Origin of the sequence: Microbacterium tenebrionis, assembly GCF_020682665.1 — a bacterium.
GTDB lineage: Bacteria > Actinomycetota > Actinomycetes > Actinomycetales > Microbacteriaceae > Microbacterium > Microbacterium tenebrionis.
The window spans coordinates 479,496-503,302 of record NZ_JAGTTM010000001.1 but is presented as its reverse complement, the minus strand read 5'-3'; the positions used below and the strand labels follow the sequence as shown (position 1 = coordinate 503,302).

Annotated in this window: 18 protein-coding genes and 2 pseudogenes; 15 read left to right on the top strand and 5 right to left on the bottom strand. The window is 69.2% G+C overall.

Annotation, left to right across the window (positions count from 1 at the left end; genetic code table 11):
- Positions 1 to 60: 60 nt before the first annotated feature.
- The 4 genes from KEC56_RS13990 to KEC56_RS02505 form a co-directional block, all read right to left on the bottom strand.
- Complete coding sequence (locus tag KEC56_RS13990) at positions 61 to 486, bottom strand: type IV pilin protein (RefSeq protein ID WP_276573118.1); 426 nt, start codon at positions 484 to 486, stop codon at positions 61 to 63.
- A gap of 345 nt (positions 487 to 831) precedes the next feature.
- Positions 832 to 2,076, bottom strand: a complete 1,245-nt coding sequence (locus tag KEC56_RS02515) for a type II secretion system F family protein (protein WP_227529677.1) — start codon at positions 2,074 to 2,076, stop codon at positions 832 to 834.
- A 2-nt stretch (positions 2,077 to 2,078) separates the two neighbouring features.
- Positions 2,079 to 3,608, bottom strand: coding sequence for a type IV pilus twitching motility protein PilT (locus tag KEC56_RS02510; RefSeq protein WP_227529676.1), 1,530 nt, complete (start codon positions 3,606 to 3,608; stop codon positions 2,079 to 2,081).
- Between the two features lie 97 nt (positions 3,609 to 3,705).
- On the bottom strand, positions 3,706 to 5,742 hold the full coding sequence (locus KEC56_RS02505; protein WP_227529675.1) for a GspE/PulE family protein: 2,037 nt from the start codon (positions 5,740 to 5,742) through the stop codon (positions 3,706 to 3,708).
- Between the two features lie 254 nt (positions 5,743 to 5,996).
- On the opposite strand from KEC56_RS02505, the pseudogene KEC56_RS02500 reads away from it, so the two are divergent.
- The 12 genes and pseudogenes from KEC56_RS02500 to KEC56_RS02445 all read left to right on the top strand — a co-directional run.
- Positions 5,997 to 6,260, top strand: a pseudogene (locus KEC56_RS02500) (hypothetical protein); the annotation flags it as partial.
- Between the two features lie 137 nt (positions 6,261 to 6,397).
- Entirely contained in the window at positions 6,398 to 7,843 is a 1,446-nt protein-coding gene (locus tag KEC56_RS02495) for a CCA tRNA nucleotidyltransferase (protein WP_227529674.1), read from the top strand.
- Between the two features lie 19 nt (positions 7,844 to 7,862).
- On the top strand, positions 7,863 to 8,012 hold the full coding sequence (locus KEC56_RS02490; RefSeq protein WP_227529673.1) for a hypothetical protein: 150 nt from the start codon (positions 7,863 to 7,865) through the stop codon (positions 8,010 to 8,012).
- 69 nt (positions 8,013 to 8,081) lie between these two features.
- Positions 8,082 to 8,708: an alpha/beta hydrolase gene (locus KEC56_RS02485; RefSeq protein WP_227529672.1), complete on the top strand. Its 627-nt coding sequence runs from the start codon at positions 8,082 to 8,084 to the stop codon at positions 8,706 to 8,708.
- Positions 8,709 to 8,781: 73 nt separating this feature from the next.
- Positions 8,782 to 9,807: an LLM class flavin-dependent oxidoreductase gene (locus KEC56_RS02480; protein ID WP_227529671.1), complete on the top strand. Its 1,026-nt coding sequence runs from the start codon at positions 8,782 to 8,784 to the stop codon at positions 9,805 to 9,807.
- 109 nt (positions 9,808 to 9,916) lie between these two features.
- On the top strand, positions 9,917 to 11,239 hold the full coding sequence (locus KEC56_RS02475) for a GAF domain-containing protein (protein WP_227529670.1): 1,323 nt from the start codon (positions 9,917 to 9,919) through the stop codon (positions 11,237 to 11,239).
- Between the two features lie 110 nt (positions 11,240 to 11,349).
- Positions 11,350 to 12,897, top strand: coding sequence for an acetaldehyde dehydrogenase ExaC (gene exaC, locus KEC56_RS02470; protein WP_227529669.1), 1,548 nt, complete (start codon positions 11,350 to 11,352; stop codon positions 12,895 to 12,897).
- 4 nt (positions 12,898 to 12,901) lie between these two features.
- A complete protein-coding gene (locus KEC56_RS02465) occupies positions 12,902 to 13,291 on the top strand; it encodes a DUF779 domain-containing protein (protein ID WP_227529668.1) in 390 nt (129 codons plus the stop codon).
- A gap of 140 nt (positions 13,292 to 13,431) precedes the next feature.
- Positions 13,432 to 15,072, top strand: a complete 1,641-nt coding sequence (locus tag KEC56_RS02460; RefSeq protein WP_227529667.1) for an ABC transporter substrate-binding protein — start codon at positions 13,432 to 13,434, stop codon at positions 15,070 to 15,072.
- Between the two features lie 63 nt (positions 15,073 to 15,135).
- Positions 15,136 to 16,236: an ABC transporter permease gene (locus tag KEC56_RS02455; protein ID WP_175987786.1), complete on the top strand. Its 1,101-nt coding sequence runs from the start codon at positions 15,136 to 15,138 to the stop codon at positions 16,234 to 16,236.
- Between the two features lies 1 nt (position 16,237).
- Positions 16,238 to 17,227 carry an ABC transporter permease gene (locus KEC56_RS02450; RefSeq protein ID WP_227529666.1) on the top strand — a complete coding sequence of 330 codons (990 nt, stop codon included), beginning with the start codon at positions 16,238 to 16,240 and terminating at the stop codon, positions 17,225 to 17,227.
- Positions 17,227 to 18,854 (top strand): annotated as a pseudogene (locus KEC56_RS02445) (ABC transporter ATP-binding protein). The gene KEC56_RS02450 and the pseudogene KEC56_RS02445 overlap by 1 nt, the downstream one beginning before the upstream one ends.
- A 108-nt stretch (positions 18,855 to 18,962) precedes the next feature.
- On the opposite strand, the gene KEC56_RS02440 reads toward KEC56_RS02445, so the two are convergent.
- Positions 18,963 to 20,114 carry a hypothetical protein gene (locus KEC56_RS02440; protein ID WP_227529665.1) on the bottom strand — a complete coding sequence of 384 codons (1,152 nt, stop codon included), beginning with the start codon at positions 20,112 to 20,114 and terminating at the stop codon, positions 18,963 to 18,965.
- 63 nt (positions 20,115 to 20,177) lie between these two features.
- Between KEC56_RS02440 and KEC56_RS02435 the strand changes: the two genes are divergently transcribed.
- Genes KEC56_RS02435 through KEC56_RS02425 form a run of 3 tightly spaced genes read left to right on the top strand, consistent with a single transcriptional unit; the run spans position 20,178 to position 23,688 of the window.
- Positions 20,178 to 21,158, top strand: coding sequence for a glycosyltransferase family 2 protein (locus KEC56_RS02435; protein ID WP_227529664.1), 981 nt, complete (start codon positions 20,178 to 20,180; stop codon positions 21,156 to 21,158).
- On the top strand, positions 21,155 to 22,504 hold the full coding sequence (locus KEC56_RS02430; protein ID WP_227529663.1) for a polysialyltransferase family glycosyltransferase: 1,350 nt from the start codon (positions 21,155 to 21,157) through the stop codon (positions 22,502 to 22,504). The genes KEC56_RS02435 and KEC56_RS02430 overlap by 4 nt, the downstream gene beginning before the upstream one ends.
- On the top strand, positions 22,480 to 23,688 hold the full coding sequence (locus KEC56_RS02425; RefSeq protein ID WP_372456224.1) for a cytidylyltransferase domain-containing protein: 1,209 nt from the start codon (positions 22,480 to 22,482) through the stop codon (positions 23,686 to 23,688). The genes KEC56_RS02430 and KEC56_RS02425 overlap by 25 nt, the downstream gene beginning before the upstream one ends.
- Positions 23,689 to 23,807 lie beyond the last annotated feature (119 nt).

Here is a 23,807-nt window from a genome sequence, read left to right as displayed (position 1 = left end):
TGCACGCCGGGGACGTGCAGGCACAACCGGTTGGGTGATGCTGTGAGCTACGGAGTCACGTCAGTCCCACGCACCGGAGCCGGTCTCGCTGTCGTAGGTGTAGGTCTCGCCCTCCACGTTTTCGTTATCACCGGTGATCGTGTAGGTCTGCCCGGTGATCGTGATCGAGATCGTGTTGCCAGGGGACACTGTGCCGTCGAACGTGCCGACGCTGTAGCCGGCTCCCGGCTCAGCCGAGTTCTCGACGGGGACCGAAGCAAGGCTGCCGTTGTTCGCGGTCGCAGCCTGCTCGACGACGAGGACGGCGTTCGCGACGTCGGTCTCGACCGAGGCCTTCCATGCACCGGTGCGCATGTTCAGGAAGATCGGGATGGCGACGGCGGCCAGGATTCCGATGATGATGACGACGACGAGGAGCTCGATCAGGGTGAAGCCCTTCTCGCCCTTCTCCTTCTTCGCGAGGGTCTCAGCGACCAGCTTGTTCATGGTGATTCCGTTCTTCTTTGTGCAATGACTATGTGCCGGCTGGGATAGACGACAGTCGAAAAATAGCGGGCCATTCAGGCGGATCACAAGAACCGAGAATCCCGGGCGTGTCGCAAAAATCCCTGGTCAGATCACATATTTTTGGGTCGACTTGGAGCGCGATGACCTCGTGTGCTTTTCACCGTCGGTGACGGCGTCCACGCAGCGGATTCGCGTTCGGAACGACGCGGCAACTGGGTCCGATGCCGGTCGTGTTGTGAGCAGTTTTGGTTGTGAGCAGTTTTGGCGGTGAGCAGTTTTTCTTCTGGGTCGGGTATTCGAAATGGGAACAGGTGCTGCAGGGGATTACATGGACTGGATGTTCTGGAAGATCATGAACATGGGCAGGTACAGGGCGACGATCATGTACCCGAGCAGACCGCCCATGAACACGATCATCAGCGGCTCGAGCATGGCGGTCAGGCCCGCGCTCATGGTCTCGACCTCGTCGTCGTAGAAGTCGGCAGTCTTCGAGAGCATGGTGTCGATCGACCCCGACTCCTCGCCGATCGCGACCATCTGCACGAGCATCTCGGGAAAGACGTCCGTTGCGGCCAGCGCCTCGGCGATCGGCCGGCCCTGGCGTACGGCATCCTGAACGCTGGTGAGCGCCTGGTTGATGACGTAGTTGTCGCTGGTCGCCCCCACGATCGCCAGCGACTGCAGGATCGGCACACCCGAGGCGAGCATGGTCGCGAAGTTGCGGGTGAAGCGCGTCAGCGCGATCTTCGAGTTGAGCTTGCCGAACACCGGCATCTTCAGCTTGACGGGGTCGACGACCCGGCGCACGGCATCCGTGTTCTTGCTGCGCCCCCACCAGATCAGGAACGCGACGACCACGACGATCGTCACCGGCGCGATGATCGGCATGGCCTTAGAAAGGTCGACCAGGCCCTGCGTCGGGCCCGGCAGCGCTCCACCCAGATCGGCGAACATCTTCTCGAACACCGGGACGATGAAGATGAGCATCGCCGCCACGGCGAGCACCGCGACGATCAGCACGACGATCGGGTACGTCAGGGCCGATTTCACCTTGCCGCGCAGCTTGCTCTCGGCCTCGAAGTTGTCGGCGACCATGACGAGCGACCGGTCGAGGAATCCGCCGGTCTCGCCCGCGCGCACCAGGTGCACCATGATGGGCGGGATCACCAGGGGGAACTCCTCCAGCGCGACCGACAGGGCCGTGCCGCCCTCGACCTTCGCGGCGATCTGCTCGACCGTGCGCCGCAGCATCGGGTTGTCGATCTGGCCCTGCACGATCGACAGGGTGCGCAGGATCGAGACGCCCGCGTTCACCATGGTCGCCATCTGGCGGGTGAGGACGGCGAGGTCCTTGAGCGAGGCCCGCTTCTCGAGCCCGGGGATCGAGATCTCCTGCTGGAGCCCGGTGCCGGCGCCCTTCGCGGTGAGCTTCTCGGGCATGACCCCGCTCGCGCGCAGCTGCTGGATCGCACTCGCCTCGGACGCGGCATCCACCACGCCCTTGACCTTGTTGCCGCCGGCATCCGTTCCGCGGTACGCCCACTGCGGGGTCTTCGCACTCGTCGCCATGATCAGTCACCGCCTCCCCGGCCGCCCACGCTCTGGCGGGTGCCCTCGGGGGTCAGGTCGACGGCGGCGCCGGCGGTGATGCCGCGCCGCCCGACCAGCTGCTCGAACTCTGTGACGTCCTGCGCGAGCTCCTGCGCCGCCGCGTACTCGATCTCGCCCGCGCGCACGAGGCGGGCGAGATCCTGATCGAGCGTGTGCATGCCGATGTCGTTGCCGGCCTGCAGCGCGGTGCGCAGCTGGTGCGTCTTGCCGGCGCGGATCAGGCTCTGGATCGCCGGGGTCGTGAACATGACCTCCGTCGCCACCGCTCGGCCCCGGCCGCCGGCGCGCGGGATCAGCGTCTGCACGACCACGGCGCGCAGGGTGGCCGCCAGCTGCGTGCGCACCTGGGCCTGCTGGTGCGAGGGGTAGACGTCGATGATGCGGTCGATCGTCTGGCCGGCATCCTGCGTGTGCAGGGTCGCGAAGACGAGGTGACCGGTCTCAGCCGCCGTCAGCGCCGTCGAGATGGTCTCGAGATCGCGCATCTCGCCGACGAGGATGATGTCGGGGTCCTGACGCAGCGCGTGCTTGAGGGCATCCGAGAAGCTGTGGGTGTCGGCGCCGATCTCGCGCTGGTTGATGATGCCGCGCTTGTGGTGGTGCAGGAACTCGATCGGGTCCTCGACGGTGATGATGTGCGAGGCGCGCGTGGAGTTCGCGCGGTCGATGATCGCAGCGAGCGTGGTCGACTTGCCGGAGCCGGTCGGGCCGCAGACCAGCACGAGGCCGCGCGGCAGGTTGGCGAGGGCGACGAGCTCGCGCGGCAGGCCCAGCTGCGAGACCGACTTGATCTCGGTGGGGATGATGCGCAGCGCCGCGCCGATGCCTCGCTGGTCGCGGAAGACGTTCACGCGGAAGCGGGCGATGTCGCCGACGGCCCACGCCAGGTCGAGCTCGAGGTCGCGGGCGAACGCCGTCATCATCGTTTCGGGAACGAAGCCGCGGATGACGCGCTCGGTGCGCTCGCGGTCCCACACCGACGTGTCGGTCACGGTCTTCAACTGGCCGTCCAGGCGCACGACCGGAGTCGACTCGGCCACGATGTGCAGGTCGGATGCGCCGAGATCGAGGATCGCTGTCACGGCCGCGACGAACTCCGGGTCGACCTCGGGATTCTCGGCGATCATCGCCTGTTCGATCTCGGTGGCGCGGCTGGGGCGCGCGGGCCGGGTCGAGCGCTCGCTGAAGTCGGGCAGGCCCGGTGCCAGTTCGGCGTCGACTGCGGCGTCCAGCGCCCTGGTCGGAGCGGCGGCGATCGCGTGGGCGGTGTCGAGGATGCTCGGGGGCGCTGGCGCCGCTGCGGTCGGTGCGTCGGCAGCGGGGTCCGTCGGCGCCGGGGCCGCCGCAGGCGGGGTCTGCGCGCCGGGCAGGGTGACTCCGGGGATGCCGGTGAGGAAGGAGTGCAGCTCGGTGTCGGCCTCGGTGCCGCCGAACAGCGCATCGAAGCGGGAGACGCCCGGTGGGAAGGCGGGCTCGTTCTCGGTCGTCACTGACGGACCTTTCGTGATCTGGGGAAGGGGTGCGCCTGGGGAGCGCACCTGGGTGAGCAGGAAGTGGGAGGTGAGCAGGAAGTGGGAAGCGGGTGGGTCAGACGGTGACGCGGAGGATCTCGTCGACCGAGGTGAGGCCGAGCAGCACCTTCGCCCAGCCGTCCTGACGGAGCCGGGTCATGCCCTGGCTCGTGGCGTACTCGGCGATCCGGGCGGTGGGGGCGTTGGCGACCGCCATCCGCTCGACCTCGTCGTCGACGGCCATGACCTCGTGCACGGCGATCCGGCCCCGGTAGCCGGTGTTCGAGCACTGCGAGCAGCCCTTGGGACGGTGGATCATCGGCGGATCCTGCAGCATCTCGGGCGGCGCGCCCACGATGCGCAGCTCGGTCTCGGTCGCCGGCGACGACGTCTTGCACCGCTCGCACAGCCGGCGGGCCAGACGCTGGGCGACGACCGAGTCGAGGGCAGAGCCGACGAGGAACGGCTCGACGCCCATCTCGATCAGTCGGGTGACCGAGCTCGGGGCGTCATTGGTGTGCAGCGTCGAGAGCACGAGGTGTCCGGTCAGCGACGCTTCGATCGCGATCTTCGCTGTCTCCTCATCGCGGATCTCGCCGAGCAGGATCACATCCGGGTCCGAGCGCAGGATCGAGCGCAGGGCGGCGGAGAACGTCAGCCCCGCACGGTTGTTGACCTGAACCTGGTTGATCCCCGGCATCCGGTACTCGACGGGATCCTCGACCGTGATGACGTTGACCGTCGGCTTCGCGATCGCCGCGAGCGTCGTGTACAGCGTGGTCGACTTGCCGGATCCGGTGGGGCCGGTGACGAGCATCATCCCGTACGGCTTGGTGAAGCTGTTGCGGAAGACCTCCATGTTGCGGTCGAGCATGCCGAGATCGCTGAGCTTCAGGCTCGCGACGGGCGAGTCGAGCACACGGGCGACGACCTTCTCGCCCCAGACCGTCGGCAGGGTCGCCACGCGCAGGTCGACCGTGCGGCCGCCGTGCATGATCGAGATGCGGCCGTCCTGCGGCTTGCGGCGCTCGCCGATGTCGAGCTCGGCCATCACCTTCAGACGGCTGATGACGCCGGCGACCATGTTGCGCGGCACGCGCTGCACCTCGGTGAGCACGCCGTCGATGCGGTACCGCACACGCAGATCCTCGCGGCCCGGTTCGATGTGGATGTCGGAGGCGCGGTCCATGACGGCCTGGCTGATGATCAGGTTCACGAAGCGGATGATCGGCGCCTCGTCGTCGCCGGCGGCATCCGCGACGTCCTGCGTCCACACCTCCTTCTCGAGCGGCGAGTCGCTCTCGAAGGCGGAGGTGAGCTCTTCGAGCTCGGAGTCGACGCGGTGATAGCGGTCGATCGCGGCGAGGATCGCCTCGCGCTCGGCGACGACGGGAGCGATCGGCATGCGCACGACCGCGGCGACGTCGTCGAGCACGATGACGTTCTCGGGGTCTGCGACGACGACGACCAGGCGTTCTCCGACGCGCGAGATCGGCAGCACGGCCTGACGGCGGCACATCTGGTCGGGGATGAGGTTCACCACACCCGGCTCGACGACGAACTCGGTCAGATCGACGTAGGCCAGCCCCAGGCGCTCGGCGAGGGCTACGGCCCGCTCGCGCGGCGTGCGGGTGTCTTCCTCCTCCACCGGTTCGACGACCGCGGCGGGGATCTCGGGTGCCGCAGGGGTAGTGGCCTCACCGGCGGCGCCGTCCGGCGCGACTGGAGCCGCAGCCGGCGCGAAGGTGGAGGCGATGGACATCGCTCGGCGGCGGGCTCGCCGCGAGGTCGGCGCCGGTTCAGCCAGCTGCGCGACGGTGGCATCCTCGGTGAAGAGCTGGTCGGCGGCATCGGTCGCCTGCGCAGCCGGAGCGCTCTGCTGCGCGGGCGCGCTGGGCGTCACGGGCAGGGGGGATGCCGGCGCCAGGGTGTCGACGGCGGTCGCCGTGCCCGCAGCGGCAGAACCTTCGGCGGTGAGCAGCGCGTTCCAGGCGAGGTCGCGGGTGGTCGGGTGCGGCTCCGCCGCCACCGTCAGCTGTCGGCGTGGACTCGGACGCGTGTTCTGAGCCCCACCGGATGCAGCATCCGGACGCTCGCGACGGAATATGGACACGGCTTTCCCCTTGTTCGCCCTGAGTCTGGCTCGCTGACGAAGCGCTGGTCAGCGCCTCGACTGCGATTCGTCTCAGGCGAAACTCGGATAGTGCCTGAAACGATGTCACGGGTCGACAGAGCAAGCCCCGAAAAATCAAGCACGATCTCCCCTAATGACTCACTATGGAGCAAAACCGGCTGTCAAGCCAAGCGCTTCTGTGAATTCGCTTGCATAGACGCCGCTTCGCCGCCTGCCGTTCACTCGCCGTCGCCTTCCCCTCCATGTTCGGCAAGACCTACGCCGCGGAACCCGACGTGCTCATCGAGCAGCTCGAGCAGGTCGACGCGGTCATGGCCGCCGCCACCCTGATGCTCACGATCCCGGCCCCCCTCCGTGCACAGCTTCGGATCGTGGGCCCGACACGCCGGGTGGGTGCTGGATGCCGCGGCGTGTCGCCCTCGGCATCCGAAGCTGTGCGCGGACCGCAGCGGGCTGCGCTGGAGCACGGCGCCGCTACGCTTCGAGCATGGGTGTGATGTCCCAGCCGCGTGCACAACTTCGGACGCCCCGTCTGACACGCCGCTCGATGGCCGCATGCCGCGGCGGGTCGCCCACAGCATCCGAAGCTGTGCACGGGGGAACCGGCGATCGTGCGCCCGGTAACCTGGAACCCATGCTGAACATGGCCGAGGGGCTTGCACGCCTGCGCGCGCTCGCCGAGGCACCGGTCGTGTCCGAGGTCGCCTCCGCGTTCCAGGCCGCCGGTTTCGAGCTCGCCGTCGTCGGAGGACCGGTGCGCGACGCGTTGCTCGGCCGCGAGACGAACGACCTCGACTTCACGACGGACGCCTCGCCCGACGAGATCCTGCGCATCGTCACGCCGATCTCCACCGCGCAGTGGGACATCGGCCGCGCGTTCGGGACGATCGGAGCCCGCGTCCAGGGCGAGCAGGTCGAGATCACGACCTACCGCGCCGACAGCTACGACGGCGTGACGCGCAAGCCTACCGTCGAGTTCGGCGACACGATCGACGGCGACCTCGCGCGCCGCGACTTCCGCGTCAATGCCATGGCCCTGCAAGTCGCGTCCCCGGAGTCCGGGCGCGAGATCAAGCTCATCGACCCGACCGGCGGCGTCGAGGATCTCGTCGCCGGCATCCTGCGGACACCTGCGGACCCGACCGTGAGCTTCGGCGACGATCCGCTCCGGATGCTGCGGGCCGCCCGCTTCAGCGCGCAGCTCGGCTTCGACATCGACCCCGCTACGCACGACGCGGTCGCGCAGTTGCGCGAGACGCTGAAGATCGTCAGCCCCGAGCGGGTGCAGGGCGAGCTCGTACGGCTCATGCAGACGGATGATCCGGTGCGCGGCATCCGCGTCCTCGTCGAGACCGGACTCATCGACGAGTTCCTGCCCGAGATCAGCGCGCTGCGGCTCGAGGTCGACGAGCACCACCACCACAAGGACGTCTACGAGCACTCGCTCACCGTGCTGCAGCAGGCGATCGAGCTCGAGCACTCCCGGCATGCCGGCGAGGCGCCGGACGTCGCGCTGCGCATCGCGGCGCTGCTGCACGACATCGGCAAGCCGCGCACCCGCAAGCTCGAGCCCGGGGGAGCGGTGACCTTCCACCACCACGACGTCGTCGGATCGCGCATGGCGCGCAAGCGCCTGCAGGCGCTGCGCTTCGACGGCGAGACGACGGATGCCGTCGCGAAGCTCATCGAGTTGCACCTGCGGTTCTTCGGGTACGCGGAGGGGGCGTGGACGGATGCCGCCGTCCGCCGTTATGTGCGCGACGCGGGCGATCTGCTCGAGCGTCTGCACATCCTGACCCGGGCCGACGTCACGACGCGCAATCGGCGCAAGGCGGCCCGGCTCGCGAGCGCCTACGACGACATCGAGACGCGCATCTCGGCCCTCGCCGAGCAGGAGGAGCTCGACGCCATGCGGCCGGAGCTCGACGGCAACCAGATCCAGGAGATCCTCGGCATCGGCCCCGGCCGGGAGGTCGGCGAGGCCTACCGGTTCCTGCTTGACATCCGCCTCGATGAGGGGATCATCGGGCCGGATGCCGCCGAGCAGCGCCTCCGCGACTGGTGGGCGGCCCGGGCGTAGCCCGCGAGAATTGCTCTGCGTGCCGAAAACGGCGCCGTCAGCGGCAGTCTCGTGCGACAGGGCGATTCTCACTGCGGCCACGCTCGCGACGGTGCGCGCGTCCGACGCCGAGGGCGCTCTCACCGGCGTTCTGGATGCCGTCACGGAGTCGTGGGCGAGGACCGCATGATCTCGCGCTCGGAATAGTTCCGACCGAGATTGGTTGCATCTGCAAGTAGCACATCGCAGAGGAGCATCCATGACCGCCATCGTCTCGGACGATTGGGAGCAGCCGGCCCCCGCCGCAGCGCTGTTCCTGCACGGCTACGGATCGAACGAGCGCGACCTCGTCGCCCTGGCATCCGCCCTTCCCGAAGGGATGCCGTGGGCGTCTCTGCGCGCCCCGATCGAGCTCGCCCCTGGCGGCTACGCGTGGTTCCGGATCGTCACACCGGGGCATCCCGACCAGGACGCGTTGGATGCCGCGACCGCCGCGATCTGGTCATGGGTGGATGCCGCACTCCCGACCTCGACGCGAATCGTGCCGATCGGATTCTCGCAGGGCGGCCTCATGGCGACCCAGTTGCTGCGCACGGCGCCGGAGCGCGTGCTCGCCCCCGTCGTCCTCGGCGGATTCGTGGCCGCGGGGGAGCAGAAGGCGGATGCCGTGCTGCGCGCGACACGTCCCGCGATGTTCCTCGGCCGGGGCGAGCAGGACAGGGTCATCGCGCCCGATGCGGTGCGCCGGACCGACGCGTGGGCACCCGAGCACACCGAGCTCGAGGATCGCCGATACCCCGGACTCGGCCACGGGATCGACGCCCGTGAACTCGCGGACGTGCAGGCGTTCCTCGCTCGCGAGACCGAGACGGGGTTTCCAGCATGAGACCCGTGTCAGCAACCCCCGTTTCATGCAGCAGACCCCGTCTCGCGACGGCGAGCAGGAGAGACGACACGCGATGACCTCCCCCTTCGAGATCGGCATCTTCACGTTCGGCGAGCTCAGCCGCACCGCGGGCGGCGCCTTCACCCCTCCGGCGGCGCGCCTCGAGCAGCTCCTGGAGTGGGCGCGCGTCGCCGACCAGGCGGGCCTCGACGTCTTCGGCGTCGGCGAGCATCATCGCCCCGACTTCGCGGTCTCCTCTCCGCAGATGGTGCTCGCAGCCGCGGCGCGCGAGACCGAGCGGATCCGCCTGACGAGCACCGTCACCGTGCTCTCCAGCGCCGACCCGGTGCGCTTGCACGAGGAGTTCGCGACCCTCGATCTGCTGAGCGCCGGCCGCGCCGAGATCACCGCCGGTCGCGGAGCCTACGTCGAGTCGTTCCCGCTCTTCGGCCAGGACCTCGCCCGCTACGACGAGTACTTCGACGACCGCCTCGACCTGCTGCTCGCCGCCCGCGAGAATGCCGAGGTCACGTGGTCGGGCACGACGCGCGCTCCGCTTCAGGATGCCGGCGTCCACCCGCGCCCGCTGCAGGAGAAGCTGCCCGTGTGGATCGCGGTCGGCGGCACACCGGCATCCGCTGCACGCGCCGGCACCCTCGGGCTGCCGATGTATCTCGCGATCCTCGGGGCACCGGCGCGGTTCACGGCCCTCGCCGACCTGCACCGGAAGGCTGCGAGCGCGGCCGGGCATCCGGCCCCGAGGCTCGGCGTCACCTCGCACTTCCACGCGGCCGAGACGACGCAGGCCGCCCGCGACGCGTTCTTCCCCCACTACGCGGCGTACTTCGCCGAGAACATGCCCCGCGGCGGACGCCTCGACCGCGACACCTTCGACGCCTGGGCGAACCCCGGCGGCGCCCTGTTCGCCGGCAGCCCCGCCGAGATCGTCGACAAGATCCTGTGGGAGCACGAACTGCTCGGGCACACGCGCTTCCTCGCACAGGTGGGTCTGGGTGGGATCGGCCAGCGCGAGACGCTCCGGTCGATCGAACTGCTCGCCACCGAGGTGCTGCCCGAGGTGCGCCGGGTGATCGGGTAGGCGGGACGCGCACCGGGCTGCAGCCGCGAAGATCCGTCGGAGCCCCTGTCCCCACGGCATCCGCCCTCGTACACTGGCCGTAGCTCCGTCACCGACGATCGGAGGCCTCATGCCGTCACCGTGGGCATCGTCACGCGATGCCGGGAGCCCTGCGTCGCGTCTGATCATCGAACGCGCGCACGAGGAGCTCGTCGCGGGCAACGTCGACGACCACCGGCTGGAGCAGGTGCGTCCGCTCGTGCGCGAGTCGTGGAAGCGCGCGTGGCAGCTGCGCGTGCGGGCCGAAGGGCTCCCGACGATCGACCTCGGCGGCGACGAGCTCGAGACCTATCGAAGCGGGCATCCGCTCGCCGGCGTCATGGACATGATCCGCGGGCTGCTGCTCCCCGGCGACCCGACCGACTCCGGGGTCATGGTCGCCGTGGGCGATCACGTCGGGCGGCTGCTGTGGGTGGAGGGCGATCTGCATCAGCGCGTCCTCACCGGCGAGATGGGCTTCATCGAGGGCGCGAACTGGTCGGAGGAGTCGGTCGGCACAGCCGCCCCCGGACTCGCCATCGCGCTCGGTCAGTCGGTGCAGGTGCACGAGGCCGAGCACTACAACCGGCTCGTGCACCCCTGGTCGTGCACGGCAGCGCCCGTCTTCGACCCCGAGACCCGAAGCCTTCTCGGTGTCATCGACGTCACCGGCGGCGCCGAGGCGGCAACGCCCCAGGCGCGCATGCTCGTGGATGCCACCGCCAGGGCCGTCGAGTCCGAACTGCTCGTCTCGCGACTGAAGGCGCGCAGCGCCGAGACTCCGGCCGTCCGGCTGCCGCGTCGCCCCGCCGTCACCCGCGCGATGCTCCGGGTGCTCGGTCGCGACAAGGCGCAGCTCGAGGTCTCCGGTCCCGAGTCGGATTCGGTCATCGCGCTCAGCGCCCGGCACGCAGAGATCCTGCTCATGCTGGCCGTGCACCGCCAGGGGCTCTCCGCCGACCGCCTCACCCAGCTCGTGTACGGCGAGGACGCCTCACCCGACACGCTCCGGCCCGAGGTCGTCCGGCTGCGCAAAGTGCTCGAGCGCCTCTCGCCCGACCTCGCCCCGGAGTCGCGTCCGTACCGGCTGACCGTGCCGCTCGAGACGGATGCGCAGAACGTGCTCTCCCTGCTGGCGCGCGGCGCGCATCGCGTCGCGCTCACCTCGTACCGCGGGCCGGTGCTGCCGGATTCGGCATCCCCCGGGGTCGAGGAGTTCCGCGACGAGGTGCGCGGCGCACTCCGCGAGGCGATGCTGACCGAGGCCAGCGTCGACGTGCTGCTCGCGTACGCCGAGATCCCCGAAGGCGCCGGCGACGTCGAGGCCCTGCGGCTCTGTCTGGAGATGCTGCCGCCGCGTTCGCCTCGCCGCGCCGGGCTCGTCAGCCGCATCGAGCGCCTCGAGCGCGACTGACCGCACCCTGCAACCGGATGCAACGTTGCGCATCTGCGTGCAACGTCCTGCGGCCTACCGTCGACGCAACGATGCAGCACCGAGGCTGCGCGAGCGTCGAAGGAGACAGCATGACCATCGTCGAAGAAACCACGTCCACGGCCTACGCCGCTCCCGGTCAGCCAGGAGCCGTGGCGAACTATCGCCCGCGCTACGGCCACTACATCGGCGGCGAGTTCGTCGAACCCGTCAAGGGCCAGTACTTCGAGAACATCAGCCCCGTCAACGGCAAGCCCTTCACCGAGGTCGGCCGGGGCACCGCCGAAGACATCGACCGCGCCGTCGACACCGCGTGGAAGGCGTTCCAGGGCTGGAAGCGCACGACCCCCGCCGAGCGCAGCGTCATCCTGAACAGGATCGCCGACCGCATCGAGGAGCACCTCGAGGAGATCGCGGTCGCCGAGACGTGGGAGAACGGCAAGCCGGTGCGCGAGACGCTCGCCGCCGACATCCCGCTCGCCGTCGACCACTTCCGCTACTTCGCCGGCGTCCTGCGCGGACAGGAGGGTTCGCTCAGCCAGCTCGACGAGAACACCGTGGCGTACCACTTCCACGAGCCGCTGGGCGTGGTCGGCCAGATCATCCCGTGGAACTTCCCGATCCTCATGGCGACGTGGAAGCTCGCCCCCGCGCTCGCCGCGGGCAACTGCGTCGTGCTCAAGCCCGCCGAGCAGACGCCGGCATCCATCCTGTATCTGTTCGAGATCATCGGCGACCTGCTGCCGGCCGGCGTCGTGAACATCGTCAACGGCTTCGGGATCGAGGCCGGCGCTCCGCTCGCGCAGCACAAGCGCATCCGCAAGATCGCCTTCACCGGCGAGACGACCACCGGTCGCCTGATCATGCAGTACGCCTCGCAGAACCTCATCCCCGTCACGCTCGAGCTCGGAGGCAAGTCCCCGAACGTCTTCTTCGAGGACGTCGCCCGTGAGGACGACCCGTTCTACGACAAGGCGCTCGAGGGCTTCACGATGTTCGCGCTGAACCAGGGCGAGGTGTGCACGTGCCCGTCGCGGGCGCTCATCCAGCGCTCCATCTACGACGGCTTCCTCGCCGACGGCCTGGATCGGGTCGGGAAGATCGTGCAGGGCAACCCGCTCAACCCTGACACGATGATCGGCGCGCAGGCCTCGAACGACCAGCTGGAGAAGATCCTCAGCTACATCGACATCGGCAAGCAGGGCGGGGCCCGTCTGCTGACGGGCGGAGAGCGGGTCGACCTCGGCGGCGACCTCTCTGGGGGCTTCTACGTCGCCCCGACGGTGTTCGAGGGCACCAACGACATGCGCATCTTCCAGGAGGAGATCTTCGGGCCGGTTCTCTCGGTGACGAGCTTCGAGAACTTCGACGACGCCATCTCGATCGCCAACGACACCCTCTACGGTCTGGGCGCCGGCGTCTGGAGCCGCAGCGGCGACACCGCGTACCGGGCGGGCCGGGCGATCGAGGCCGGTCGGGTCTGGACGAACACCTACCACCAGTACCCGGCGCACGCCGCGTTCGGCGGATACAAGCAGTCGGGCATCGGCCGCGAGAACCACCTGAAGATGCTCGACCACTACCAGCAGACCAAGAACCTGCTGGTGTCGTACGCCGAGGGCCCGATGGGCTTCTTCTGAGCTCATGGTCAGCATCGGCACCTACCAGCGGGTGGATCTGACGGATGCCGCCGCCGTGCTGCTGCGTGAACTCACGCAGCAGCACGGCCCGCTGATGTTCCATCAGTCCGGCGGATGCTGCGACGGCTCATCGCCCATGTGCTACCCGGTCGGGATGTTCATCACCGGCCCGAGCGATGTGCTCCTCGGGACGGTGGATGCCGGAACGGATGCCCCGGTCGAGGTGTACATGTCGGAGTCGCAGTTCGAGTACTGGAAGTACACCCACCTCACCATCGACGTCGTGGAAGGACGCGGCGCCGGATTCAGCGTCGAGGGCCCGACGGGGAAGAGGTTCCTCATCCGGTCCCGGATGCTGAACGACGCGGAGCTTCAGTACTTCGGACTCGCATAGAGATCCGGCGTCGCGGGGGCACGTTGCGGTCTCGTTACGAATGGCGCGCCGGATTCGTGTTGCGTCGCCCCCGCGCGCATTATTGATGGATCGCCGCGTCCGCCCGACGCGGCACCCACCTTCACAGAAGAGGGAGATCCATGTCTCTGCACATCCACAGCCGGGGCCGAGTGAGCCTGGCGATCGGCGCGATCGGCGCCACGAGTCTGATCCTGGCCGGCTGCGCAGCCGGCGGCGGAGGAACGGGCGACGGTGACGGCGGCGGAGGCGGCGGAACGGTCATCGTCGGCACGACCGACAAGGTCACCACCCTCGACCCCGCAGGCTCCTACGACAACGGCTCCCTCGCCGTCCAGACCCAGGTGTTCCCGTACCTGGTCAACACCGACTACAACAGCACCGAGGTCGTGCCCGACCTCGCCGAGTCGGCCGAGTTCACCTCGCCCACCGAGTACACGGTCACCCTCCCTGCCGACCTGAAGTGGGCCAACGGCAACGACCTGACGTCGGCCGATGTCAAGTTCTCGTTCGACCGCAACCTGAAGATCGCCGACCCGAACGGCGCGTCGAGCCTGCTGTACAACCTCGACAGCATCGACACCCCCGACGAGACCACCGTGGTCTTCAACCTGAAGACCGAGAACGACCAGGTGTTCCCGTTCATCCTCACGAGCTTCCCCGGCGCCATCGTCGACGACGAGGTGTTCTCGGCCGACGCACTCACCCCCGACCAGGACATCGTCGACGCGAACGCGTTCGGCGGCCCGTACGCGATCACCTCCTGGGACTTCAACAAGACCGTCGAGTTCGCACCGAACGAGAACTACAAGGGCCTGTTGGACGCACCCGTCAACGACGGCGTCATCCTCAGCTACTACGCCGAGTCCTCGAACCTGAAGCTCGCCGTGCAGCAGGGCGACGTCGACGTCGCGTACCGCAGCCTGTCGGCCACCGATGTCGAGGACCTCGGCAAGAACGACAAGGTCCAGGTCATCGACGGCCCCGGCGGCGAGATCCGCTACATCGTTTTCAACTTCAACACGCAGCCGTACGGCGCGACGACCGCCGACGCCGACCCGGCCAAGGCACTCGCCGTCCGCCAGGCCGTCGCCGACCTCATCGACCGCGACGCCATCTCCGACCAGGTCTATAAGGGCACCTACACCCCGCTGTACTCCTACGTCCCCGAGGGCTTCGCCGGTGCCACCGAGTCGCTGAAGGGTCTGTACGGCGACGGCAACGGAGCACCGGATGCCGACAAGGCCAAGGCCACGCTCGAGGCAGCCGGCGTCACCACCCCGGTATCGCTGAGCCTGCAGTACAGCCCCGACCACTACGGCCCGTCGTCCGGCGACGAGTACGCGCTGATCAAGTCCCAGCTCGAGGACAGCGGCCTGTTCACCGTCGACCTCAAGTCGACCGAGTGGGTGCAGTACTCCAAGGACCGCACCGCCGACGTCTACCCGGCCTACCAGCTGGGCTGGTTCCCGGACTACTCCGACGCCGACAACTACCTGACGCCGTTCTTCCTCAAGGAGAACTTCCTCGGCAACCACTACGACAACGCCGAGGTCAACGACCTGATCCTGAAGCAGGCCGTCGAGCCGGATGCCGACACCCGCACCGCGGACATCGAGAAGATCCAGGACCTCGTCGCCCAGGACCTGTCGACGGTGCCGTACCTGCAGGGCGCCCAGGTGGCTGTGGCCGGAACGAGTGTGGACGGCGTCATCCTCGACGCTTCGTTCAAGCTCCGGTTCGCTCCGATCACCAGCAACTAGCGTGTCTGGCCGTCGGGTGTGCGTGGCAAACGCACACCCGACGGCCGATGCCTGTACTTCGTCATGACGACAGATATCTCCGTCCCCTCCGCGGGCGCGCCCGACGCTCCCGGCTCTCCCGCCGCACGCCGTCGCCGCAGCGGCGGCAACTCGCTCGGGCGCTACATCCTCGTGCGGTTCCTCCTGATGATCCCCACGGTGCTGATCCTCGTCACCCTGGTGTTCTTCCTCATCCGCCTCACCGGCGATCCGATCACGGCCGCCCTCGGCGGCCGGCTTCCCGCCGACCAGCTCGCCGACCGCATCCATGAGGCCGGCTACGATCGTCCGGTTCTCGTGCAGTACTTCGAGTACCTCGGGCAGATCCTCACCTTCAATTTCGGCAACACGATCACCGACAACCAGCCGGTGACCGACGTGCTCATCAACTACGGCGGCGCCACGCTCGAACTGGTCTGCTACGCCCTCGTGATCGCCTTCCTCATCGGCATCCCGTTCGGCATGATCGCCGCGGCCAAGCGCGACCGCTGGCAGGACGCGACGCTTCGCGTCTCCGCGATCCTGTTCTACGCCACACCGGTCTTCTTCTCCGGTCTGGTCGCCAAGCTCATCTTCTCGGTGTGGCTCGGCTGGCTGCCCGTCTCCGGGCGAGCGGACGTGCGCACCGAGGTGGCGCTCAACCGCAGCGGTGGCACCGGGATCTACCTGATCGACGCGATCGCGTCCGGCAACCCGGCGTACATCCAGGACGTCCTGCTGCACGCGATCCTCCCCGCGATCACGCTCGGGCTCCTGACGGCCGGGATCTTCCTGCGCCTCGTGCGCACGAACGTCATCGGCACGTTCAACATGCCGTACATCGATGCCGCACGCTCGCGTGGCGTGCATGAGGGGCGTCTGGTGCGCAAGCACGCGTACCGGCCAGCGCTGATCCCGATCATCACCGTGATCGGACTGCAGATCGCCCTCATGCTCGGTGGCGCCGTGCTCACCGAGACGACGTTCGAATGGAACGGCCTCGGTTTCCAGCTCGCCGGGTATCTCGGATCCCGCGACTTCGTCGCCGTGCAGGGCATCGTCGCGATGATCGCCGTGATCGTCGCCGTGACGAACTTCCTCGTCGACATCATCGCGGCCTTCATCGACCCGAGGGTGAGGTACTGACATGGCTCGCACCGGCTTCTTCGCCCGGGTCCCCGTGATCCGTCAGCTGCGTCAGAGCGTGGGGCTGCAGCGCGGGATGCTCGTCGCCGGCCTGGTGCTGACAGCGGTGTTCCTCATCTGCGCGATCTTCGCGCCGTGGATCGCCCCGTACTCGTTCAATCAGCTCAAGGGCCCCGACGGCGGCTTCGGCGCGCAGCAGCCGCCGAGCTCCGCACACCTGCTCGGCACCACAGTGGGCGGCTACGACGTCCTGTCGCGAGTGATCTGGGGCGCGCAGACCGCGCTCTTCGTCATCATCGTCGCCGTCGCGCTCTCGGTCGTGGCCGGCGTGCTGCTCGGTCTCCTCTCCGGTTATCTCGGCGGCTGGATCGATCGCGTGGTCGTGGTCATCGCCGACGCCATCTACGCGTTCCCGACCCTGCTGCTGGCCATCGTCGTCGCGATCGCGATCTCGGGCGGGCAATCCGGCCTCTGGCCCGGCGTGATGGCCGCCGCCGTCTCGATCACCGTGGTCTTCATTCCGCAGTACCTGCGCGTCGTACGCGCAGAGGTCGTGCGCGTGAAGGCCGAGGCGTTCGTCGAGTCGGCCAGGGTGATCGGCGCGTCGAACGGACGGATCATGTTCCGCCACGTGCTGCGCAACTCCACGAGGACGCTGCCGCTGATCGTCACGCTCAACGCCTCCGAGGCGATCTCCACGATGGCCGCCCTCGGCTTCCTCGGATTCGGCATCGAGCCGACTGCGGCCGCTGAGTGGGGCTATGACCTGAACAAGTCGATCAGCGACGTCTCGGCGGGGATCTGGTGGACGGCCATCCCGCCAGGGCTCGCCATCGTGCTGGTGGTGCTCGGCATCACGCTCATCGGTGAGAGCCTGAACGACCTCGCCGACCCGCGCCTGCGGGCACGGCGCCGCGCAGGCAAGACTCCGGCCGACGCCGTCGCCGCGTCTCAGCCGGTCGCGCGTGAGTTCATGGGAGAGGTGGAGTGATGGCATCCGCTGTGGAGATTCGCGATCTCGACGTCACGTTCGTCACCGACTCCGGTGATGTGCACGCCGTGCGCGGCGTGAGCCTGGACGTGCGTGCCGGCGAGGTGCTCGCCATCGTGGGCGAGAGCGGATCGGGCAAGACCGTGACGGCTCGCTCGATTCTCGGGCTCCTCCCCGAGACGTCGACGATCCGCGGTGCCGTCGTGGTCGACGGCACCGACGTGACGGCTCTGGATGCTGCTGGACTGCGGTCGCTGCGCGGCGAGAAGGCCGCGATGGTCTTCCAGGAGCCGTCCACAGCGCTGAACCCGGTTTTCCCGTCGGGTGGCAGATCGCCGAGGGACTCCGGGCGCACGGCAACGTCTCCAAGCAGGAGGCCCGTCGCCGAGCCGTCGACATGCTGCGCCGTGTCGGCATCCCCGAACCGGAGCGCCGTGTCAACGACTACCCGCATCAGTTCTCGGGCGGTCAGAAGCAGCGCGTCGTCATCGCGATGGCGCTCGCGCTCGACCCCGCCGTGATCATCGCGGATGAGCCGACGACGGCCCTGGACGTCACGGTGCAGGCCGAGATCCTCGAGCTGCTGCGCACGCTCCGCGACGAGGAGGGCACGGCGATCGTGCTCATCACGCACAACATGGGCGTCGTCGCCGACCTCGCCGATCGCGTCGCCGTCATGCTCGAGGGAGAACTCGTCGAGACCGCTCCAGTGGGCGAGCTGTTCGCCCACCCGCAGCACGAATACACGAAGCGGCTGCTGGCCGCTGTGCCGCGGCTGCAGATCAGCGAGCGCGAAGCGCCGGTGTCCGAGACGGGTCCTCTGGTCAAGGCCGAGGGGCTTGTGATCGAGTACCCGGGACGCTTCGGTCGCAGTGCCTTCCAGGCCGTGAAGGGCATCGACTTCACGCTGTCGCCGGGTGAGGTCGTGGGGCTGGTCGGTGAGAGCGGATCGGGCAAGACCACGATCGGACGCGCGATCGCCGGCCTCACCCCGGTCGCCGGAGGATCGCTCGAGGTGCTCGGCGTGGAGATGAACGGCGTGAAGGAGCGGCAGTTCCGCCCACACCGCAAGGACCTCGGTTTCGTCTTCCAGGACCCGGCGACGAGCTTCAACCCGTTGCTGACGATCGCGCAGAACGTCGCCGAGCCGCTGATCGTGCACGGGCTGGCGAAGAACCCGGCGGATGCCAGGGGCAAGGTGGACGAGCTGCTCGACGCCGTGCAGCTGTCGGGGGCGTACGGCGACCGCTTCCCGCACGAGTTGTCGGGCGGTCAGCGTCAGCGCGCCTCGCTCGCCCGAGCCCTGGCCCTGGACCCGAAGCTGCTCATCGCCGATGAGCCGACCAGTGCGCTGGACGTGTCGGTGCAGGCGAAGGTGCTCGAGCTGTTCGGCGAACTGCAGGAGCGGTTCGGGTTCGCGACGCTGTTCATCACGCATGACCTCGCCGTCGTCGACATGCTCGCGCACAAGGTGGTCGTGCTGCACCATGGTGAGATCGCCGAGGCGGGCCCTACCGCCGAGGTGCTCGGCAACCCGAAGGACGACTACACGCGCAGGCTCATCGCGAGCCTGCCCGTCCCCGACCCGGAGGAGCAGGCCGCCCGCCGTGCCGCCGCCCGCGCCTGACTGCGAGACGGGGCTTGCTGCACGAGACGGGGGTGTATGGCCCGGGTATCATGCTGCAAACCCCGTCTCGTCCGTCTGGTAGCGCACGAGGACGCGCGCGGCCGCGCGTCAGCCGAGCGTGAAGTCCACGACGCGGCCGAACACCCACACCACGGCGAAGAGGATCGCCAGGGCGATGAACACCCAGCGGCCGCTGCGCTTGAGTCGACGGCCCTGCCGGGCGACACCGGGCGGCGGGCTCAGCATCCCCGCCGGCGCGGCGAACGGCAGCGCGTGCGATCCGGCGGTCGGCGTCGAGGATGACGCGGCACCGACCGTCTGCGCGTAGGTGCGCCCCTGCTCCTCGAGCAGGCGGTCGTCGCGCCACCGCGCCCACTGGTCGAGCTTGGTCATGAGCGCTCCGACGGCGCCGAACAGCCAGGCCCAGGTCGCGGCATCCAGCGTCGACGCCTCGCGCTTGGTGTACAGGAACAGCCAGTCGTCGACGATCTCGACGTCGAGCTGGGCGGCGCTGTCGATGAAGCGCGCCATGATGTCGGGCGTGAACAGGTACAGGGCGTCCCGCTCGTAGCCCTGCGGGCAGTACAGCGTGAAGTACTGGTCGAAGTCGCCCTCGAGCGACAGGCGCTGATCCTTGCCGAAGGACGCCGGCAGGTTCGACCCGAACCCGTTGTTGCCGAGGGCGTCGAGCACGATGTTCGGCAAGGGAACGTCGAGCTTCACGGCGACGTACCCCCAGCGGTACGTCGTGGAGTTCTTGCCGGACTTCACCGTGTACCGGTAGTTGCCGAACTCGACGAACCGCGGCGTGCTGCCCCGCACGAGCTGCTCCGAGACCCGGGAGCTGCCGATGCCGAAGATCATCCCCGGCAGGGGAGGGTCGAACACCTGATCCTCGTACGTCATGCCGTTGGCCGCCGCGAACCGGCTGATCCGGTAGCGGGCGACCCGCTTTCGCCGCGAGGTGACGAACGCGGCGACGCCGATGCCGACGAACACCACGAGGAACAGCACGAACGGAAGGCCGATCACGCTCGAGCCGCTGCGGATCGCCGCCGTCACCCCGAACACGAGCATCGGCACGGCGATCGCCGCCATGATCACCACGACGACGATCGCGATCACCGTTCCGGCCGCGATCCCCCGGCCGGACGAGCGGGCCCGCATGTCACGGACGAACGCCGAGACCGCCTTCGGATCGACGGGCTCGGTGAGCGGTCGCGCGTCGAATGCGATGGGCTGGGGTGCAGGCGTCGTCACGCCTCCACGGTAGCCGCCGCGACGTCACCTCGCGTTAAGGTGCGGGTGCCAGCATCCGAACCCATGCGCAGCGCACAGGTCACCGCGATCCTCCCCGCGAAGGATGCAGAGCCCTACATCGGCACGACGCTCGAGACGCTGCTGCGCCAGTTCGACGACGCCTCCGCCCTCAAGCTCATCGCGATCGACGACGGCTCGACCGACGGCACCGGCGACATCATGCGCGCGTACGCTGAACGGTTCGCGCACGCCGAGGTGCTCGTCAACGCCCGGCCGAGCGGACTCGCCACCGCCCGCAACCAGGGCCTCGGCCACGTCGAGGGCGACGCGTTCTGCTTCATCGACGGCGACGACTGGATGCAGCCGCGCCGCCTGCAGGTGCTCGCCGAGCAGTTGCAGGCCCTGGACTGCGACTTCCTGCGCACCGATCACGTGCGCGTGAGGGGGCAGGATCGCCGGCTCGTGCGTGCACCGCACCCGTGGCGCGGCATCGCCGCCTCGCCGCGCGAGGCGATCCTCCCCGCCGACGACAAGACCATGGTCGACTACCCGTACGCGTGGGCCGGCATCTTCCACCGCCGCGTGATCGACGAGGGACTCGCGGCATTCCCCGACGGGCTGTTCACCGCCGAGGACCGCCCCTGGATCTGGCGCCTGCACCTGCAGGCCAGCCGGTTCGCGGTCGTCGACGCGCCCGCGATCCTCTACCGCCGCGGGGTCACGACCTCGCTCACGCAGGTGCACGATCGCCGCCAGCTCGACTTCGCGCGCGCGATGGCGCAGGTGCTCGAGATCGTGCAGCAAGACGCCGAGGCCGAGCGCTTCCTGCCCAAGGCCGTGCAGACCGTCCTGGCGCTCAGCTCGCACCACATCGTCCGCTCGCGCCGTATGGACCCGGGGCTGCGCCGCGACATGCGCCGGAGCATCCGCGGTCTTCTCGCCACCCTTCCCGTCTCGGATGCCGCGCGGGCCCTCGCGCGGCTGGACGGCTCGCGCAGGCGAGTGCTGGCGCGATCGCTGCGCACGGCGGGGCGCGCCGCATGACGGTCCTGTTCGCGCTGCACAGTGCGTACGGTCTGGCGACCGCCGCAGCCGCGATCGACGAGGGGCGCTTCGAGGGCGGCGGCGAGCGAGTGCTCGTGCCGTTCAACTCGGCGCGCGTGCCCGAGACGACGATCGGCATCGACGAGCATCCGCAACTGGCGACCCTGCGTGCGCGCTTCGATCCCGTCGAGTCGCTCGACGCGCTGCTGCAGCCGCGGCATCCGAGCGCGTGGGAGCCGGACGACGAGGAGTTCCCTGTCCTCCAGCGGCTGCTCGAGCGGGCGTGGAGCATCGACGGCGACCTCGAGCTGTGCGTGCAGAGCCCGCAGGTGGCCCCAGCCCGCACGCTCATGGCGCTGTTCCCGGGCGCCCGGCTGACGATCATCGGCGACGGACTGATGACCTATTCGCCGATCCGCGTCGAGCTGCCCCGATCGATCGTCTCGCGCGTCGGCCGCGTCGTCTACGCCGATGTCGTCCCGGGTGTGGAGCCGCTCGTGTTCCGCGAGACGGGGGCTGCGCGGACGCCGGTTCGCGCCGCGGCGTTCGCCGCCGCACTCGCGGAGACCGGGGGAGAGGATGCCGAGCTCGACGCCCTCGTCGACGGCGCCCCGACCGCCCTCGTGCTCGGCCAGTACCTCGCGGCGCTCGGTCTCGTCTCGCCCGACGAGGAGATCCGGATGCAGCAGGACATGATCGATCGCGCGCGGCCATGGAAGCCCGCCCGCATCGTGTTCAAGCCGCATCCGTCCGCGCCTCCCGCGCTCACCGACGCCGTGCGCGAGCGCGCCGAGGAGCACGGCCTCGCGTTCGTCGTCTACCGCGGCCCGGTGCCCGCCGAGATCGTCGCCGAACGGCTGGGCGTCGTCGGCGTCGTCGCGGGGTTCTCGACCGCGCTGCCCACGATCCGCACGCTCTACGGCCGGCCCATCGCGTCGGTCGGAACGCTCGGGATGCTGCGCCGGCTGAAACCGTTCGAGAACAGCAACCGCGTGCCGACCACGATCGTGGACGCCCTGACCCGCGCGGATTCGCCGTACGCCGAGCCTGCACGGCTGCAGCTGCTGATCGACGGCGTCGGATACGCGATGCAGCCGAAGCTCGCGGCATCCTTGCGTCCGCGCGCGGAAGAGCTGCTGCGGGGCATGCCCCTGGCCGAGCGCGACCGGTATTTCGACCCTGCTCGCCTTGCGCGGCTGCGGCTGCCGGGCGCTCCCGCCGAGAGCCTGTCGCGGCGCCTGCTGCGCTCGGCAGGAGGAGTGGGGCGCGTTGAGGAGCTGCGCCTGACGGTCCACGCCGCCCGCCGCCGGCTGGCACGAGCATGGAAGGCGGTGCGGGGCCTGTGACGCACGCACTCACGGTCGCGATCATCCCGGCCCGCGGCGGGTCGAAGGGCGTTCCGCGCAAGAACCTGCGGCCGGTCGGGGGCGTGCCGCTCGTCGTCCGAGCCGCGCGGGCGGCCGCTGCGGCATCCGCCGTCGATCTCGTCGTCGTGACCACCGACGATGCCGAGATCGCGGAGGCCGCCGCCGCAGCCGGCGCGCGCATCGTGCGGCGCCCGGCCGAACTGGCCGGCGACACCGCATCGTCGGAGAGCGCCGTGCTGCACGCCATGGACGAGCTCGAGGGCGATGGCCTGACGGTCGGCGCTGTGGTGTTCATCCAGGCGACCTCGCCGTTCATCCCGTCAGGCGGGGTCGACGAGGCGATCGAGCACATTCGCGCTGACCGCTTCGACAGCGTCTTCTCCGCCCACGAGACCTACGGGTTCCTGTGGCGCCGCGACGACGACTACGCAGCCGCGATCAACCACGACGCCGCTCATCGCCCGCGCAGGCAGGATCGTGAGCCGCACTACCTCGAGACCGGTGCGTTCTACGCCTTCACCGCTGAGGGGTTCCGCGCGGCGGGGCACCGGTTCTTCGGACGCATCGGCATCGTCGAGGTTCCGGAGCGGACCGCGATCGAGATCGACGACGAGCAGCAGCTCGCCGTGGCATCCGCGATCGCCGACGTCGTCGAGCCGGGCGACGAGCCGATCCCGGCGAAGGCGATGGTCACGGACTTCGACGGCGTGCACACCGACGACACCGCATTCGTCGACGCCGACGGCCACGAGTTCGTGCGGGTGAGCCGGTCGGACGGCATGGGGGTCTCGCGGCTGCGCCGTGCCGGCATCCCGATGCTCATCCTCTCGACCGAGACGAACACCGTCGTCGGTGCGCGGGGGCGCAAGCTCGGCGTGCCGGTGGCGCAGGCGATCGACGACAAGGCGAGCGCGCTCGCCGCGTGGGCGGCGGACGAGGGGATCGACCTGGCCGATATCGCGTACCTCGGCAATGACGTCAACGATCTCGGCGCCATGGGGATCGTCGGGTGGCCGGTCGCCGTGGCGGATGCGCGCCCGGAAGTGCGTGCGGCAGCCCGCGTCGTCCTGACCCGCCGCGGCGGCGACGGCGCCGTGCGCGAGCTCATCGAGCGGGTTCTCGTCGCCGCGCCCCCTGCCGCCGAAACAGGTCCTGCCGCCTGAGACACGTGCCGTGGCACGGCCTGTGTCGGCGGGGTGGACCTGTTTCGAGGCGGACGGCCGCACGTAACCTGCCCGTCGCGCGCTGTTCAGAGTCGGAGCGTACCCAGGAGGGATGGGGG

Bases quoted from the DNA above. Each gene is read 5' to 3' on its own strand.
- KEC56_RS02430 (WP_227529663.1), top strand. From the start codon at position 21,155: ATGACGGTCCTGTTCGCGCTGCACAGTGCGTACGGTCTGGCGACCGCC.
- KEC56_RS02450 (WP_227529666.1), top strand. From the start codon at position 16,238: ATGGCTCGCACCGGCTTCTTCGCCCGGGTCCCCGTGATCCGTCAGCTG.
- KEC56_RS02435 (WP_227529664.1), top strand. From the start codon at position 20,178: ATGCGCAGCGCACAGGTCACCGCGATCCTCCCCGCGAAGGATGCAGAG.
- KEC56_RS02465 (WP_227529668.1), top strand. From the start codon at position 12,902: ATGGTCAGCATCGGCACCTACCAGCGGGTGGATCTGACGGATGCCGCC.
- KEC56_RS02425 (WP_372456224.1), top strand. From the start codon at position 22,480: ATGGAAGGCGGTGCGGGGCCTGTGACGCACGCACTCACGGTCGCGATC.
- exaC (WP_227529669.1), top strand. From the start codon at position 11,350: ATGACCATCGTCGAAGAAACCACGTCCACGGCCTACGCCGCTCCCGGT.
- KEC56_RS13990 (WP_276573118.1), bottom strand. From the start codon at position 486: ATGAACAAGCTGGTCGCTGAGACCCTCGCGAAGAAGGAGAAGGGCGAG.
- KEC56_RS02485 (WP_227529672.1), top strand. From the start codon at position 8,082: ATGACCGCCATCGTCTCGGACGATTGGGAGCAGCCGGCCCCCGCCGCA.
- KEC56_RS02475 (WP_227529670.1), top strand. From the start codon at position 9,917: ATGCCGTCACCGTGGGCATCGTCACGCGATGCCGGGAGCCCTGCGTCG.
- KEC56_RS02495 (WP_227529674.1), top strand. From the start codon at position 6,398: ATGCTGAACATGGCCGAGGGGCTTGCACGCCTGCGCGCGCTCGCCGAG.
- KEC56_RS02460 (WP_227529667.1), top strand. From the start codon at position 13,432: ATGTCTCTGCACATCCACAGCCGGGGCCGAGTGAGCCTGGCGATCGGC.
- KEC56_RS02455 (WP_175987786.1), top strand. From the start codon at position 15,136: ATGACGACAGATATCTCCGTCCCCTCCGCGGGCGCGCCCGACGCTCCC.
- KEC56_RS02515 (WP_227529677.1), bottom strand. From the start codon at position 2,076: ATGGCGACGAGTGCGAAGACCCCGCAGTGGGCGTACCGCGGAACGGAT.
- KEC56_RS02480 (WP_227529671.1), top strand. From the start codon at position 8,782: ATGACCTCCCCCTTCGAGATCGGCATCTTCACGTTCGGCGAGCTCAGC.